The organism is Algoriphagus lacus, from assembly GCF_003583985.1.
In the GTDB taxonomy this organism is placed as follows: domain Bacteria; phylum Bacteroidota; class Bacteroidia; order Cytophagales; family Cyclobacteriaceae; genus Algoriphagus; species Algoriphagus lacus.
In genome coordinates this window covers 352,308-368,148 of the sequence record NZ_QXML01000001.1, presented here as the reverse complement: position 1 = coordinate 368,148, position 15,841 = coordinate 352,308, and the positions used below count along the sequence as shown (strand labels likewise).

The 15,841-nt window shown below is 43.9% G+C and carries 16 protein-coding genes; 7 read left to right on the top strand and 9 right to left on the bottom strand.

Translation table 11 applies throughout. The features are described from left to right. Window positions 1–71 precede the first annotated feature (71 nt). Window positions 72–1,514 (top strand): DASH family cryptochrome, encoded by a 1,443-nt coding sequence (locus D0X99_RS01470; protein WP_119475864.1) that lies wholly within the window; start codon window positions 72–74, stop codon window positions 1,512–1,514. 85 nt (window positions 1,515–1,599) lie between these two features. Here the strand turns inward: D0X99_RS01470 and D0X99_RS01465 are convergent, their stop codons facing one another. The 3 genes from D0X99_RS01465 to D0X99_RS01455 are packed head-to-tail and all read right to left on the bottom strand — an operon-like array spanning window position 1,600 to window position 4,324. Beyond that, window positions 1,600–2,835: a serine hydrolase gene (locus D0X99_RS01465; RefSeq protein ID WP_119475863.1), complete on the bottom strand. Its 1,236-nt coding sequence runs from the start codon at window positions 2,833–2,835 to the stop codon at window positions 1,600–1,602. Then, window positions 2,832–3,893, bottom strand: coding sequence for an aminotransferase class I/II-fold pyridoxal phosphate-dependent enzyme (locus D0X99_RS01460; RefSeq protein ID WP_233553620.1), 1,062 nt, complete (start codon window positions 3,891–3,893; stop codon window positions 2,832–2,834). The genes D0X99_RS01465 and D0X99_RS01460 overlap by 4 nt, the downstream gene beginning before the upstream one ends. Window positions 3,894–3,901: 8 nt before the next feature. Next, window positions 3,902–4,324: a VOC family protein gene (locus tag D0X99_RS01455; RefSeq protein WP_119475862.1), complete on the bottom strand. Its 423-nt coding sequence runs from the start codon at window positions 4,322–4,324 to the stop codon at window positions 3,902–3,904. Window positions 4,325–4,382: 58 nt separating this feature from the next. Here D0X99_RS01455 and D0X99_RS01450 point away from each other — a divergent pair, with 58 nt between their 5' ends. From D0X99_RS01450 to D0X99_RS01430, 5 genes are all read left to right on the top strand, one after another. Then, a complete protein-coding gene (locus D0X99_RS01450) occupies window positions 4,383–5,279 on the top strand; it encodes a patatin-like phospholipase family protein (RefSeq protein ID WP_119475861.1) in 897 nt (298 codons plus the stop codon). Beyond that, entirely contained in the window at window positions 5,266–5,880 is a 615-nt protein-coding gene (locus D0X99_RS01445; protein WP_119475860.1) for a class I SAM-dependent methyltransferase, read from the top strand. Before D0X99_RS01450 ends, D0X99_RS01445 begins: the two co-directional genes overlap by 14 nt. A gap of 57 nt (window positions 5,881–5,937) precedes the next feature. Next, window positions 5,938–6,540 carry a trimeric intracellular cation channel family protein gene (locus D0X99_RS01440; protein ID WP_119475859.1) on the top strand — a complete coding sequence of 201 codons (603 nt, stop codon included), beginning with the start codon at window positions 5,938–5,940 and terminating at the stop codon, window positions 6,538–6,540. A 150-nt stretch (window positions 6,541–6,690) separates the two neighbouring features. Beyond that, window positions 6,691–7,584, top strand: a complete 894-nt coding sequence (locus D0X99_RS01435; RefSeq protein ID WP_119475858.1) for a YitT family protein — start codon at window positions 6,691–6,693, stop codon at window positions 7,582–7,584. After that, window positions 7,584–8,165 (top strand): HD domain-containing protein, encoded by a 582-nt coding sequence (locus D0X99_RS01430; protein WP_119475857.1) that lies wholly within the window; start codon window positions 7,584–7,586, stop codon window positions 8,163–8,165. The genes D0X99_RS01435 and D0X99_RS01430 overlap by 1 nt, the downstream gene beginning before the upstream one ends. A 159-nt stretch (window positions 8,166–8,324) precedes the next feature. Here D0X99_RS01430 and D0X99_RS01425 read toward each other — a convergent pair whose 3' ends face one another. The 6 genes from D0X99_RS01425 to D0X99_RS01400 form a co-directional block, all read right to left on the bottom strand. Then, window positions 8,325–9,695 carry an alkaline phosphatase family protein gene (locus tag D0X99_RS01425; RefSeq protein ID WP_119475856.1) on the bottom strand — a complete coding sequence of 457 codons (1,371 nt, stop codon included), beginning with the start codon at window positions 9,693–9,695 and terminating at the stop codon, window positions 8,325–8,327. Window positions 9,696–9,800: 105 nt separating this feature from the next. Further along, on the bottom strand, window positions 9,801–11,015 hold the full coding sequence (gene eboE / locus D0X99_RS01420; protein ID WP_119475855.1) for a metabolite traffic protein EboE: 1,215 nt from the start codon (window positions 11,013–11,015) through the stop codon (window positions 9,801–9,803). Between the two features lie 18 nt (window positions 11,016–11,033). Then, entirely contained in the window at window positions 11,034–12,188 is a 1,155-nt protein-coding gene (locus tag D0X99_RS01415; protein WP_119475854.1) for a 3-dehydroquinate synthase, read from the bottom strand. 77 nt (window positions 12,189–12,265) lie between these two features. After that, window positions 12,266–13,180, bottom strand: a complete 915-nt coding sequence (eboC, locus tag D0X99_RS01410) for a UbiA-like protein EboC (RefSeq protein WP_119475853.1) — start codon at window positions 13,178–13,180, stop codon at window positions 12,266–12,268. Between the two features lie 3 nt (window positions 13,181–13,183). Continuing rightward, window positions 13,184–14,095 (bottom strand): TatD family hydrolase, encoded by a 912-nt coding sequence (locus tag D0X99_RS01405; protein WP_119475852.1) that lies wholly within the window; start codon window positions 14,093–14,095, stop codon window positions 13,184–13,186. 50 nt (window positions 14,096–14,145) lie between these two features. Then, window positions 14,146–15,033, bottom strand: a complete 888-nt coding sequence (locus tag D0X99_RS01400; protein WP_119475851.1) for an EboA domain-containing protein — start codon at window positions 15,031–15,033, stop codon at window positions 14,146–14,148. Between the two features lie 201 nt (window positions 15,034–15,234). Here D0X99_RS01400 and D0X99_RS01395 point away from each other — a divergent pair, with 201 nt between their 5' ends. Further along, window positions 15,235–15,810, top strand: coding sequence for a sugar O-acetyltransferase (locus D0X99_RS01395; protein ID WP_119475850.1), 576 nt, complete (start codon window positions 15,235–15,237; stop codon window positions 15,808–15,810). Window positions 15,811–15,841: the final 31 nt, after the last annotated feature.

Below are 15,841 nucleotides of genomic sequence, written 5' to 3'. Positions count from 1 at the left end.
GTACCACTGGGGCAAAAAGATTTTTTGTGGAACCATTCAAACACTTTTCTTAAACAGCCTGTTCAAAAAATATGAAGTATAGCAGAGTAATAGTTTGGTTTCGAAATGATCTCCGGGTTTTGGATCAAGAGACTCTATACAAGGCTATTCAACAAAGCCAGGAAGTGGTTCCAGTGTATTGTTTCGACCCTCGGATGTTTGAGAAAACAGAATTGGGTTTCCCAAAAACGGGAATTCATCGAATGGATTTTCTGCTGGAATCTGTCAAATCCCTGAGAGAATCATTACAAAAGTTGGGCGCAGACTTGGTGATTCTTAAAGGCAAACCGGAAGAAAAAGTTCTGGAGTTGGCGGAGGAAATTGGATGCAAAGCTATTTTCTATTCAAAAGAAGCGACTTCAGAAGAGTTGACAGTGGATAAGTCCTTGGAAAAGGCCGCTTTTACCAAAGGAATTGCCTGTGAAAGTTTTTGGCAAAGTACGCTATATCATATTGATGACTTGCCTTTTCCAATAAAACAGACTCCGGAAGTATTTACTCAATTCAGAAAAGAAGTAGAAAAACAATGTAAGATCAGGTCAACTTTCCCTGCACCAAAAAAGATCAATTACTCAGGTGAAGCAGTGATTCCAAATCCGGGGGAACTGCCAAACCTACAAACATATGGACTGGAGAAACCCAAGCAGGATGCCAAATCGTGGTTGGAGATAAAAGGTGGAGAGGTATCCGCGCTAGGGCGACTCCAGTCCTATTTCTGGGAAAAGGATTTGCTGAAAGTTTATAAAGAAACCCGAAACGGTCTAATCGGAATGGATTACAGTTCCAAGTTTTCTCCTTGGCTAGCTTTGGGCTGTATTTCACCACGGACTGTTTATGAGGAAGTCAAACGATACGAACAGGAGCGGAAGAAGAATGACAGTACGTATTGGCTCATTTTCGAACTAATTTGGAGGGATTATTTTAGGTTTATCGCCAAAAAACATGGTGATAAAATCTTTCACATTAATGGCATCAGAAATCAAGAGGACTCCTGGCGAAGGGATAAGGCGCAATTCCAGCGCTGGGTAGAGGGGTTGACAGGAGTCCCTTTTGTAGATGCAAACATGCGTGAACTTAAGGCAACTGGATTTATGTCCAACAGAGGCCGTCAAAACGTGGCAAGCTTCCTGGTCAATGACCTTGGCATTGACTGGACATGGGGGGCAGCCTATTTCGAAAGCCAGTTGATCGACTACGATGTCTGCTCCAACTGGGGCAACTGGATGTATGTCGGAGGTGTAGGCAATGACCCGAGAGAAAACAGGTATTTCAACATCCTTCGTCAAGCAAAAAATTACGACCGAAACGGAGATTATATAAGGCTTTGGCTTCCTGAATTAAAGCCAATTAAAGGGTTTGATATCCATCAACCTTGGGAGTTATCCACAGTCCAGCTAAGAGCCTTGAAAATCCAGTTAGGCCATACTTATCCACAGCCTATGGTAAAAATACCGTCTCTGGAAAAGGCCTATTGAAAATCCAAATTACATCCTAAACCATAGGATGCTGGGGCTTATTCGTTTGTAAGCAGGAAAGAATTTTGAAAGCTTCAGTTAACGCCTAATAGTCAAATCTAAGCTTACTCAAATCCGAAGGGATCGCTTTTTTTCGCTTCACTTCCAATTGATATAAATACTCTCCAAGTTCTGCGAAAAAGGGTAGCCCAATTTCCTCGGTTTCGTATTTGTCGTCGTTGAGGATCTGGTCTTCATTGACATAAACGACGGCAGAGACAAAAAACTCAACGCCACTATCAAAATCCACAAAATAGGATCCATCAATAAGGTAACCATAGGACCAGCCCGTCTTATTGAAAATCCGAAATCTGGATGGAATCGGTTTTTTGTCGGTCCCAAACTTGAAAAACTTCGAAAAACTATCGTAGTATTCCACGGTATCATACTTGGGATAGGTACTTTCCCGAGGAAGCATGCTCATGTACTTCAACACAAAATTTCGATGCTCCTCGTTTAGGTTAAATCGCTCAATGCCTAGAAAAGCCTCAGGAAAAATGATCCTCTTTACCACTCCGTCAAAGTCAGATAGAGAAAACTTATTCTTATAGGAAAAATCCATTCCTCCCTGAACCAGAGAATCATTTCGATAATACGCCTTTCCGATTTTAGGATTTCCGGGAACTACATAGGCACTGTCTGACTGCCTAGCAGAAAGCTCAAAAATGGTTTTTCCTGAGTTATCCACAAACCGAACCGGATTAAAATGTCGATTCTCTTCCGGAGAAATCGGAAAACTCAAGCGCTGAGTGATAACCGTGTGATTCAAGCCTTTTTCCTTAAGCTTTTGATTGATGTAATCCATTCCCATCAACTCATAGAGTCGATTGGAGGCGTCATTATCAGAAACAAGTAAAATCTTCTTGATGTAATGACCGATACTAGGAAGGCCATTTTGGGAAGTTGAATCTGTTATTGCGGGTAATTGAGAAGGACGGACTGAATCCGTCAGCATGGTCGTTTCCAAAGTGAGGCTTTCAATTTTTTGTTCTTCCAGCCATTCCAAAGCCAGCAAAGCAATCGGAAGCTTTACTGTTGAGGCGGGATAAAAATAATGGTCATCATTTAAGTTGAAGGGGTATTCCTTAAAAAGCGGATTGCCGTGCTCGTTCCGGTCAATTTGAGTATAGAGTATCTGAACCTGGTATTTCGCTGTATCTGCAAGCACTTTTTGCAAAGTGGGATACTTCTCCAAGCCATCCTGAAATGGAACAGGATCATTGGTTTGACAGGCACTTATCCACAAGATAGATAAGGCAAAAAAGCTCAGATTTTTGATCATGATTGTGAAAGTTGGTGTAGTTTAAGACTCAAGGCCATCAAGTCATTCAAAGAATGAAAGCCTGAGATGACAATTCGATTAATTCGCTGACTACCAGCAGTGGGATAGGGAAAAGAAGAGGTGATAAAACCCATTCGCTCCAATTTCTCCGGCCAATCCTGATTTTGATATACAAATACAGGGAATTTTGGTGAACCATTAATTGTGGATAAGTCCTGCGTTTCCTGGAAAAAAATCCCAGAAAAGTCTTTAATCTTTTGGTTTTGGGTCTGATAAATTTTCCCAGTGTCGAGAAAAGTCTGCAAGTTGGCGGGAGAACCAGGGGAAGCTCCAGTGAAAATGGGGAGGGATTTGATTCCTGAAATAGTCTCTTCGCTGCCTAAAATAATCCCCGCCGGCATCGCCAACCCTTTCCCGAGAGAACCGGAAACAATTAAATTGATTTTGGGGTCATGATGCGCAGAATACGTTCCAAAGACACTTTTTCCCAAGATTCCAAAGGCATGACTGTCGTCGATTAAAAGTGTGACCTCGTGCTTTTTAGCGATATCCCTCACCCAGGAATAATCATGAATCACTGCCCGAAGTGGATCCACAGCATTCCCAAGTAAAAGGATTTTCTGAGAAGGAATGCCTTCAGAAAGCTCCAAACACTGATTTTTCCATTGTATAAAATTCAATTGAAAATCAGGTTTTAAATCTGCTGGGAGAATTGCAGGATGGGTGTCAGGTGCAATCCAGCAGGTATTGGATTTAGGATAAAGAAACTGCCAAGCTGATATTCCAGCAAGATAGCCCGAACTCACTACTGCAGCCGATTCAGCGCCAGCGTTCTTGGCAAATAGTTCCTCAAACTCCCCAAAAACAGAAAGCCGGACATTATTGACACGACTCAAACCATGATTGAAACCATACCTTCGGATATTTTGAATCAAGATCTCCTCATATTCAGGAATCTGATCCATTCCCAAGTAGGACGTCCCGCTAAAATACAGGAACTCCTGATTTCCGTTTTTTACCAAGCGACCAATCCGCTGATTGAGGTATAGCTCTTTCAATGTTGAATTTACTTGGCAAAAATTTGTGACTTATCCCGGAAAGCCTTGAATTCCAACGCATTTCCACAGGGATCAAAAAAGAACATAGTGTATTGCTCTCCCACTTCCCCTTGGAATCGAACATACGGTTTAACAACAAACTCAATCCCGCTTGTCTTCAGTTTTTCCGCAAGAGTTTCAAACTCATCCCATTCCAAAATCACTCCAAAGTGGCGCAAGGGAACTTGCTTATTGTCCACCGTGGTCAGTGCTTTTGAGCCCAATTCCTCCGGCTTTATATGAGCGGAAAGCTGATGACCGAAAAAGTTGAAATCAATCCATCTTTCGGTGCTTCGGCCGATGTCACATCCCAACAAATCCCCGTAAAAAGCACGGGTTTCCTCAATGTCCCGAATAGGAAAGGCTAGATGAAAGGGCTTAAATTCGCTCATAATGGTTAGCTTCGTATGTAATTTTTTATTTTTCCAACAACTTTTGAAGCCTAAATATATGGCAAAAAAGAAAACAGTTTCATTGGTTTTGAGCAGTGGAGGAGCCAGAGGATTGGCTCACGTGGGTGTGATCGAAGAGTTGGAAAACCGTGGATATGAGATCACTGAATTGGCGGGTTGCTCAGCGGGTGCTTTGGTAGGCGGAATGTATGCCGCAGGTAAAATGCCCGAGTTCAAGGACTGGATTTGCAATCTGGACCGTGTGGATGTTTTTTCCCTTATGGATTTTACGTTTTCCAGCCGGGGGTTTATCAAAGGGGAAAAGGTATACAATGCCTTGAAAAAAGTAGTTCAAGATTGTCAAATTGAAGATTTAAAGATTCCTTTCGCCTGCAATGCCGTGGATTACAAATCGGGGAAAGAGTATGTTTTTCGTGAAGGCAGTCTATATGCAGCCATTCGTGCTTCCGGAAGCATCCCCAGTGTTTTTCAGCCGGCTAGGCACCATCGACATGAATTCATCGATGGAGGAGTCCTGAACCCAGTACCGGTTTCTCTTATTCGAAATTCAGAGAAAAATCTGTTGGTGGTCGTAGATGTGAACGGACCTGAAGAACTTTTTATCCATCCGCCCAAAAAAGATTCTTCAGGAAGAAGCTTCATTTCCATGCCCAATTGGCTTGAAGATTACCGGAAGAAAATGACTCAGTTTTTCCCTGAAAAAGAAGAAAAACAGGAATCCCTGTCCTCTCTCAATTTGATTACCCGTTCTTTCGACTTGCTTCAGGATCGGTTTTGTGAGCTGTTAATCGAAAAATACCCAGTGGACGTGCGGGTTCGACTCTCCAGAAAGCAGGCTGGAACCTTGGAATTTCATCGGGCAGGAGAGCTAGTGGAAATCGGACGGTTGAAAGCCAAGGAAGCCTTAGACCAATTTGAACATGGAAGTGAATGAGTTGAACCGGCTCTTGGGAAATGTTGACATCTACCTCTTGGACCAGATCCTGAAGGGTAGATTCACCAAAGAAATGAAAATCCTGGATGCCGGGTGCGGGGAAGGTAGAAATGCAGTTTATTTTATCAACCAGGGCTATTCGGTTTTTGGGATCGATCCCAATGAAGTGGCTGTGCAATACTGCAGATATCTGGCTAAAAGTCTCAATCCGGATTTTGACACTTTCCGATTTCAGACTGGAAAGCTGGAGGAAATCCCATTCCATACAGGGGCATTTGATGCTGTAATCTGTTCGGCAGTTTTACACTTTGCCTCCAGCCAGGAAAACTTCTGGCAAATGATTGCTGAAATCCATCGAGTGCTCAAACCAGGAGGTGTTTTTTGGTTTCGGATGACTACAGGATTGGGGGGAATTGTAACGCAAAGTCAATCTCTTGAAGCTGGCAAATTCGCACTTCCTGATGGTTCAGAGCGGTTTTTGCTCCTTAAGGAACACTTGGATAGGTTGGAGCAAATGGGATTCCGCTTTTTGGAACATCCAAAAACCGTCATGGTCCTAAACCAGCGGGAAATGGGAGTTTTTGTCATGGTGAAAATGTAATCCTTAACTTTATTCAGGATACCTCCTGCTACCAACTCCAAACAGAATTGCCAATCCATGGAACTTCAATACGCACTGGAACTCACCGGAACATTTGTTTTTGCCATCTCAGGAGCTTTGGCCATCCGGGAAAAAGAGCATGATTTGTTTGGTGCAGGGTTTACGGGCTTCATTACTGCTATTGGCGGTGGTACACTTCGGGATATTTTACTGAACAGTTATCCCTTAGTGTGGATCGGCAATGTACAAGTGCTCTATGCCATTCTAGCAGGGGTATTGGCAGCTTTTATTTTTCCGAATTTTCTCAGTCGATTACGAAAAACATTCTTCCTCTTTGATACTTTAGGAATAGGATTCTTTACAGTTTTGGGGGTTGAAAAGGCGCTAAGTTTGGGTGTGCGTCCGGAAATTGCCGCAATTATGGGGATGTTTTCCGCAGTAATGGGCGGTGTGATTCGAGATACCTTGACTAATGAAATTCCAATTCTATTCAGAAAGGAAATCTATGCCTCTGCCTGCTTGGCTGGGGCAGTTGTCTATTTGGTTTTGAATTACTTTGGCCTGGAGAGAAATTACAATTTATTGATTTCGATGTCTTTGATTATCAGTATTCGCCTGATTGCAATGAAGTACAAGCTCAGTCTGCCACGATTGGATTAGTAAAACGGGCCAATCGTTTTAAATACCACAGATTATTTCTACTTTCCTCGTAGATTCCGAACAGGAAAATTTGGGGAGATTAGGTTTTTACCTAAATTTTATCCGAAATGACAAAGACCAAAAATATTTACTTTTTTAGGACAAGCTGGGATGATTAGTACCAGACAAAACATTGATTGGAGATCAGTTTTTGATCCATTTTCCATCATTTACATCGTACTGGGTGTATTTTGTGCTGCTGTTGCCCTCAAGGTATTTATGCTTCCCAATAAGTTTTTGGATGGGGGAGTAACCGGCATTGCAATTATTGTAAACCTGCAATACGATATTGACCTAAACCTTCTTTTGGTTTTGATCAACATTCCATTTCTCTGGCTAGGGTGGAAAAAAATAGGAAAGACCTTTGCAGTTCAATCCAGCTTCTCCGTTTTTTTATTGGTTATCGTGTTAGTTTTTCTTGATATCCCGCCAATTACCAATGATCTGGTATTGAGCGCTATTTTTGGAGGTATATTGATGGGGTTAGGAATTGGATTGATTATTCGAGGAGGAGGGTTAATTGACGGCTTTGAGGTAATTACTGAATTTGTCCAAAAAAGCTCACCACTATCTGCGAGTGAAATCACAGTCTTTCTCAATTCCATTATTATGTTATTTGCGGCGATTTTCTTTGGCATAGAACCTGCAATGTATTCTATCCTTACCTACTTCACAGCAATCAAAATGACAGATTATGTAGTAGAGGGATTTGAGGAATACACTGCTTTGACGGTCATATCACGGGAAGACGAAAAAGTAAAGGAATTGATTGTAAAGGAATTTGGAAAGGCGATTTCTGTATATAAAGGAGAAAGAGGGTACCTTCCTGATACCTTTCACATCAAGCATCCCTGTGACATTATCATGACTGTAGTTACAAGGCTGGAGGTTCACCGCATGAAAGAGGCGATTCAACAAATTGACCCTAAAGCTTTCTTTTATGTACAAACCATAAAAGAAGTAAAAGGAGGAGTAATCAAAAGGGTCGGTAAAAAGCACAGCTGATGGTATTTGAGGAAATCCAACATACGGTCTATCGGGACATTCTGGCAAACCTGCCTCAACACCTGACTTATCACAATCTGGAACATACAGCCTATGTGCTGGAAAAGGCGGTCTTTTTGGCCAAAGAATCAAATGTTTCAGCCGAAGATCTTCACTTGCTGAAGCTGGCGGCACTTTTTCACGACACCGGGTTTATTGATAATCCCAAGGATCACGAAGAAAAAGGCTGCAAAATTGCCGAAAGCTACTTGGCTAAGGCATACTCTCCGGAAGAGCTGAAGAAAATATATGGGATGATCATGGCCACCAAAATCCCACAAAGCCCAACCAATCATTTGGAAAACATCCTGGCTGATGCGGATTTGGAATATCTTGGAACCGATCTATTTGAGCAGATCGGAGAAACACTTTTTGAAGAACTGAAGCACTTTAATCCCAACTTTACCGAACAAGCCTGGGACGAATTGCAGTTGGTCTTTATGCAAAAGCATCATTACCATACTGAGTACTGCCGCCAAAACAGGGAGCCCAAAAAGCAGGAAAACCTGCTTACGGTCAAGAAGCGGTTGGGGTTGGTGTAATAAAGATTTAAAATTTATCTCCCCAAAGCCGAGTTGATCGTCCACATATACAGAGGACGCCGTCTCTGAAAAACAAAATCAGCATTCGCTTAAAATAATTTTTTCCAAAAGGTGCGAATGTATTGTGGTCAAATAATCAACTTCAAAAAGTTATGAAACTTAACGGTTCACTGATTTGATAATCAGGTCAAAGACTGCCGTGGGTTGGATTCGATCAGAATCAAAAATAGAAGGATCAGCTACCAAAAGCGGTTTGTCCAGGTCCGACTCGGGAATCCGCCCGTGGGCCCCTTTCACCAAGGTCGCCTCCAAAGGAATCACGTCCATCAGGTATCGAAATCCAAGCTTTTTCTTCAGCACCTTGGAGCCGATTTTCAGAATCGGGATCTTAATCGCCGGATCGAGCACCAGCTCGACCGGATCGTACCCGGGCTTGCGGTGGATATCCACGCAGCGGGCATAGTCTGGCGCTTTGGTATCGTCCAACCAGAAATAATAGGTAAACCAGGAGTCCGCATCGGCTATCACCACCAGGTCACCTGATCGGACGTGATCGATATGGTAATCCTTTTTGCCTTGTGTATCCAGCACTTTTTCCACACCCGGAGTCTTTTCAAGCAGGGCTTTGACTTCAGCCAATTTGGAGTGATCGTTGACATGGACGTGAGCGACTTGATGATCAGCTACCGCAAAAACTGCCGAAGTTCCGGCATCCAAAGTTTCTCTTCCCAATTCATTCTTTACCTGAATCCAGCCTTTTTCCCGGAAGATCCGGTTGAGGTGAACCGGCTTACTAACACTGGTAATCCCATATTCGGAAAGCAGTAAGACTTCGGCTCCACGATTTTCAAAAAAGGTAACCAGGTCTTTGGCCAGCTCGTCAACTTCCCGGAGGTCCTTGGAAATTTTGCTAAAATCGATACCGTACTTCTGCAGATTATAGTCGAGATGCGGAATGTAGATCAGATTCAGCGTAGGATTATACCACTCCTCTACCTTCTTAGCCGCGTCTGCGATCCATTTGCTGGATTCAATGGTCGTATTAGGTCCCCAAAAAGTGAACAGCGGAAACTGACCCAACTCAGACTGAAGTTTATCCCGCAGCTCCATGGGTTGGCTGTGGCAATCGGGTAATTTACGCCCATCCGCCGGATACAGCGGGCGCGGAGTCACCGCATAGTCTGCCGAGGAATACATATTGTACCACCAAAACATATTCGCTACTGTGAAATCTGGGTTCTCTTTGCGCAGGACTTCCCAAACCTTCTCGGCCTGCACTAGCTTGTTGGACTGTCGCCAAAATTTGATTTCGCACTCGTCTTGAAAGTACCAACCGTTGCCTACGATTCCATTCTCTGTTGGCCATTTTCCAGTCAGATAAACAGATTGCGCCGAGCAGGTAACTGCCGGAAGTACAGGTTCTATTACAGCTTGCTTCTTTGAAGCTATCCAATTTTTCAAAAAAGGAGTATGCTCACCGATCACTCGGGGAGATAAAGCAACGATGTCCAGGACTACTGTTTTTTTCATAGTTTGATTACAAAATCCCTGTTTTAGCAGTGATTTATATTCTTAACGGGTCCGAATTTCCTCTCCCTAAGGGGAGGTTGGACCGCTTTCCGTCTTTTAGTTCAGCTATTTCTCCATCTCTCCAATCACCCACGACAGTTCGCGCGAGATGGATTCACCCAAGCTGAGTTTTGTTTCCTCAGGCAAAACTTCCCACGTATACGTCTCCACTTCCAAGTGTTTGGTTAATGCCGGATTGGATAAAATTTCCTTGAGTACAATCGAAATAGCCTCTTGGGTAGAGGAAAAAGTCCCATAGTGTTCCATAAAAACAGGGACGTGGAAATGAACTCTCCATTCCTGCTCCTTGCTGTCCGGAAGTTTGTCTAAGGCTTGCGGCAAATCTGGATAGGAAATCAAGGTTCCCCCAATAGTCCTTGCCACTACTTGATGGAGGTAAGTCGATTCTGCAAAGGCCTGAAGCTTTTTTCCCAGACTGAATTTCCCGTTAGCTGTTTCTGGAATTATGACTTTGAGCGCAGCAGAGATTTGGATTTTTCCGATTCGGATACCTTTGGCTGAAAATTTGGCAATCACGGCTGCAGGTTCCTCATACACGATTGCAAAATGACAGACGTCATAGCACACCTGAATGTGGGTTTTGATCAAAATTTCGGCCTCTTGTTCGGAAATGCTGAGCTTTTCTGCCAACCAAGGCTTTCCCTTCGGCAAAAGCCATTCGGTAAACAACCAGATCATTTCATCCGAGTTCTCCAGAACTCCGTCAGGCTCCGGTTCAATATCCAAATGGAGGACTTTGCCGGTTTCCTTTCGGATATTAACCAACTCTTCCACAACTTCCAGCAGATGAACTGTTGCTTTTTCCATGGCTGTGGATAACTCCGTCTCTGCCTTAAACCAATACCGGTAAGAAATCGGGGAAGTGGAAATTCCACCTTCCATTCCTTCGGGCAAAAGTTGGTCAAGAATCCTAAAACAACGAAGGGTGTAATCCCGACGGTCTAAAGTTGTCCAATCCGGAAAGTGAACCTTTTCCTTGACGATTTGACGGTGAAAATCCCCGTAAGGAAATCCGTTCATCGTAAACACGTAGGCGTTTTCCTTTTTCAACCAATCCTGAAATTTCTTGAGTTTTTCAGGCTTTTCGAGGATTAAACTGGCTTCATTGGAAAGTCGAAGACCGATCCCAAAAGAGCCCTTTTCCTGAAGTCGGTTCCTGACTTCAGGAATGTAAATTTTTAAGTTGCGAAACGTAGCATCCCAGCTTTCACCCGGATGGATATTGCTGCAATAGCTCAGATGAAATCCTTTAATGTCCATAGCTTGACCGAATAAAAATCAGGAAGGAATCAGACTTGAATTTTCCTGAATGGAATGTAGCAATTCTACTGACTTATAGATCAAATCCGAGTCCATTTCGTGGACTTCTACTCCTTTTCCGAGCTTTTCCAAAAGCATAATTGTCAGCTGACCACCCAAATGTTCCTGGAATTCTTTTAGTCCCTGGATCAGATTTTCTCCTTTCAATTCCGGTGCAAAAAGGTCAAAGCCCAAGGTCTTCATCGTACGAATGATCCTTATTAGGTCTTCTTCCCCGATTCTTCCCTGCAAAAAAGAATAGGCGGAATCCAATGCAATTCCAATTGCTACAGCTTCTCCGTGACGAATTCGGAAATCGCTCAGCTTTTCCAATTTATGTGCTGCCCAATGTCCAAAATCAAGCGGTCTCGAGGAGCCAAACTCAAACGGATCTTTCCCTGCGATGTGGTCCATGTGCATCTTGGCCGAGCGGATGATGTGCACCTTCATGGGTTCCATTTCCCGTCGGGCTAGTGCTTCTGCTTTGCTTTCCAACCACTCAAAAAAGCTCAAATCCTTGATCAAGGCTACTTTGATTGCTTCGGAAATACCCGCTCTCCAATCCCGGTCATCCAGCGTTTTTAGGAAATTGAAATCATTAAGCACCGCCACCGGAGGAGTAAAAGTCCCGAGGTAATTCTTCTTTCCAAATGCATTGATGCTGTTTTTTACTCCAACGGCAGAGTCATTTTGAGAAAGTACTGTGGTGGGAATCCGAATCAGACGAATGCCCCGATGGGAAATCGCAGCAGCAAAGCCCACCATGTCCAACACCGCACCCCCACCGATCACGGCAATGTAGGAATGCCGATCAATTCCAAAAAGATGTGTGGCCTCTACCACTTTATGATATAGGGTTTCGTCATTTTTGCAAGCCTCTCCACCTGTGACAATCATGGGTTCGGTAGCCAAAATGAAGGAATTACTATGGGCCTGAGCGTAAGATTTTATCTGTGAAATCAGTGTTGGATGCGTGTCCGCCACTCCACTGTCAATGACAAACAAAACTTTTGGAATACGGTCTCCCTTGAGTACCTCCACAAAAATCCGATTCGTGGGATCGAAAAGGTCTTCTGTAAAACAAACCGGATAGTGGAATGGAACTGAAAATTTCTGTTCTAGAATCGTATTCATAGGTACTTAAGCAAGAGGTTATTCGGGCTTTTGCCGATTTCAAGACAAAATCGGCGGTAAATTGGTTTATTTTCGACTCAGGTTACGGCAAATTTTTTGGCCAACCAAAGGGAAATTGGAAGAAGCAGCAAAACGATGATTCCAATGGGCCAACCAGAGAAAGCAGAAGCCAAGGATGCATTCACAATGATCAGGGAAATCACCGCTGCTTTCACCGATTTGCCAATGAATTTGGGTTCCTGAGTTCGAATGGCTTTGGCTAGAGGCGGAAATATCATATACGCAAGCAAAGCTAAAAAAGGAAGGACTTGCAAGTATCCCGGACTCTCCAGATAGGCCAAAGCAAAAATTGCCACGAAAATGGACGCATACATTAATCCTCCCGCGAAAAGGGCTTTGCGGTTTTTCCCATGCACCTCGCCCCTGCTGATCATAGTGATCGCTGCTACGTAGATTAAGGGTAAAACACCTATTGGCCAGATTTTTTCCAAGACTTCCGGCGCCACACTGACACCAAGAAGGAGATTTCCGGTTCGGCAAAGCCCCATATTGATCGGACCTAAAATGCGCTGATGTTTTCCCCAATAATCATACAGAACAGCACAAACCGCCACAGTTATAGCCAAAGCCCCAGCGACCGAGTTGACCTGAAATGCACAGACAATTCCAAAAATCAACAGTGCGGAAGACATCAGCGTGGCGGTGGATTTGGAAGCGCGACCGCTGGGTATTGGTCGTTCCGGCCGTTCAATGGCGTCCAACTCCGCATCTGCTACGTCATTGAAGGCTACTCCACCGGCATACAAACCAATTGTACTCAATGAAAGCCAAAGCAAATTCCACCAAAAAGTTTGATCACCATAGACCCAATCTGTGGCCATGTAATCCCATGCACCTGCAATGGCAAAACCCGCCCAGATGTCTGCGATCGCAGTGATCACATTAGCCGGGCGGGTCAGTTGGAGATAAGGAAAAATCTTCGATTGACGCATGGGTTAATTTTCTACTCGGTCGGCAGGACCTTCAACTCTCGGAATTTGACCTCCACGCAGAACGGAATTTCCACCCATTTTTTTTGTTTGATCAATCGGAGGGGCCTTCAACCAGTCATCTTCGTGCATTTGTCCGCTTAGGCCAAATACGGTTAACGCATTTTGATAGGTTGTCAAACGAACATGCTCTTCCGGAATTCCCATCTTGCGCATCAAGGCAGCAGTCTTCGGTACTGCAATGGGATCAGAAATGCCCCAATCCGCTGCTGAATTAACAATTATCCGCTCAGGGCCGTATTGTTTGACGATTTCGACCATGCGTTCAGAACCCATTTTGGTATGTGGATAAATGGTAAATGCAGCCCAGAAACCCCGGTCTAGCACTTCCTTTACAGTCTCCTCATTGTTGTGATCAACCACCACCCAATACGGATCCATTCCGTGCTCTTCGGCCACATCCATAGAGCGGGTAGTTCCTTTTTTCTTGTCCCGATGTGGGGTGTGAATCAAAACCGGAAGGCTGACTTCTTTTGCCAATTCCAATTGGAGTCGATAAAAACGGTCTTCTGCATCAGTTTGGTCATCATAACCGATCTCTCCGATCGCAACTACTCCTTCTTTTCCTGCATACAGGGGAAGCAACTCCATCACTTGTTCAGCGAGGGGCACATTGTTGGCTTCCTTGGAATTGAGGCCGATGGTGCAATAGTGCACTATCCCAAACTGGCTTGCACGAAAGCGCTCCCAACCGACCAATGTGCTAAAATAGTCCTTGAAAGAACCGACTTCGGTTCGAGGTTGACCTAACCAAAAGGCAGGCTCAATAGTCGCAACGATTCCTGCTTTGCGCATGGCTTCGTAGTCATCCGTCGTCCGGGAGACCAAGTGAATATGAGGATCTATATACATTTCCATGATTCGAAAATTAGATTTGAAGAAGTTAAAATTATGAATTGAAGAGAGATTCAGGCGCGTTTATCCTGAAATTCCTTCCCGATTTTTTCCCAGGTAATTTCCCCATATTCGATTGCCATGACTTCTTCCGATCGCGCTTGGAGCAGTTGTTTCGCAGGGGCGAAATCACATTGATACAAAGCCAAAATTCCAGCCTCTGCCTCCAGTTGATCTTCCGACTCGATGACTTTTTTCAAGTCAGTCATGAATTTGTCATTGACAAAGGGCACGACCAATCGCCACAATTCAGGCATAACATGCCTTCCTGCAGCCCATCGCTCATGAGCAAAGTCCGAAGCAATATCGGCCAGGGCCTGATTTCTTCTGGAGTCAAGACCTTGGATACGGTAAATCGGCCGCTGCATGAATATGGATTTCAACACCAACTGATTCCAGTTGGCCTCGGGGAAATAGGTTGATGGAAAAGGATTGTTCAGTGCAATGGCATCAAAAATGACCGTCATATTGGTACGGCAACCATCAATTGCACGGTAAAGCAATTCCTCCGGGTATGGCATGACTGGCAAAGCCGCATAGAGCGCTTGCTGCTCGTGCATGTCACCAGTTTCAAAAAGCTGATTGACTGCTGCCAGCCAACTGCTTTTTTCTTGGGGAAAACAAAGTAAAAGATACGTCCGGGCAGTTTGAAGCAAGTCCCAATGGCTTGGATCAAATCCTGAGACTAGGGAAGACAATTCACTTTTTTCATTTTCATTTAATTCCAAATTCTCCTTTTTGAAAAACCGCGAGGCCTGCGAAAAGGCAAGAAAAAACTTGTTTGGAGAAGTTTCTGAGCTGATTTTTTCGGTTTGGACCTTGAGCCAATCAAGAGCTTTTGCATCGGATCTATTGCTCAAAATCTCCTGAAAAAAAGCAAGTAGGTCTGTTTGGGTTTTCATGTCTATCTCCGGGTTGAAGAGAATCTAAAGTAAGTCCAAAAGCCACAGAAATGCCAAAGGAAATTTACCAAAGAGTGTGAAAAAGGGCGTTTACTGATAAAAATCAGCGTAGATAATCGGATTGCAACTCAGTTCCCTAAAGCTCCTCAAATAAGCGGGAAGGATTTATTTTTACTTTTAAGAAAGCAACTTAATTCATCCATGAAATCCAACTACCAAAAAATGCTGGACGGAGAATCCTATGACTCCCGAGATCCCGAATTGCTGGAGCTTTACCATAGGGCAAGGGCTTTGATTTTAGAACACAACACCTGTGATAGCAGGGATTTGGAAAGGAGAAAGGATCTGTTGAATCAGCTTTTGGGAAAAGTGGAAAAAGGGGTATGGATTGAAATTCCTTTTTTTTGCGATTATGGAGTCAATATCGAAATCGGAGAAAACACCTTTGTCAACACCAATTGCCTATTCTTGGACGACAACAAGATCAAAATTGGAAAAAACGGCCTAATAGCTCCTTACGTCCAAATCTACACTGCAACACATCCTCTCAAAGCCGCGGATCGCATTTACAAAGACGGAGAAAGTTCTCGGTATCATACCTCAACCAAGCCAGTGGCTATCGGGGATAACGTTTGGATAGGAGGCAATTCGGTAATTTTTCCCGGAGTGACCATTGGAAACAATGTTACCATCGGAGCAGGCTCGGTGGTAACCCAGGACATTCCGGATGATGTATTGGCCTTTGGCAACCCCTGTAAGGTGGTGAAGCCGTTGTAAGACCATTTTTCAAATATCCATAAGCGGTTGA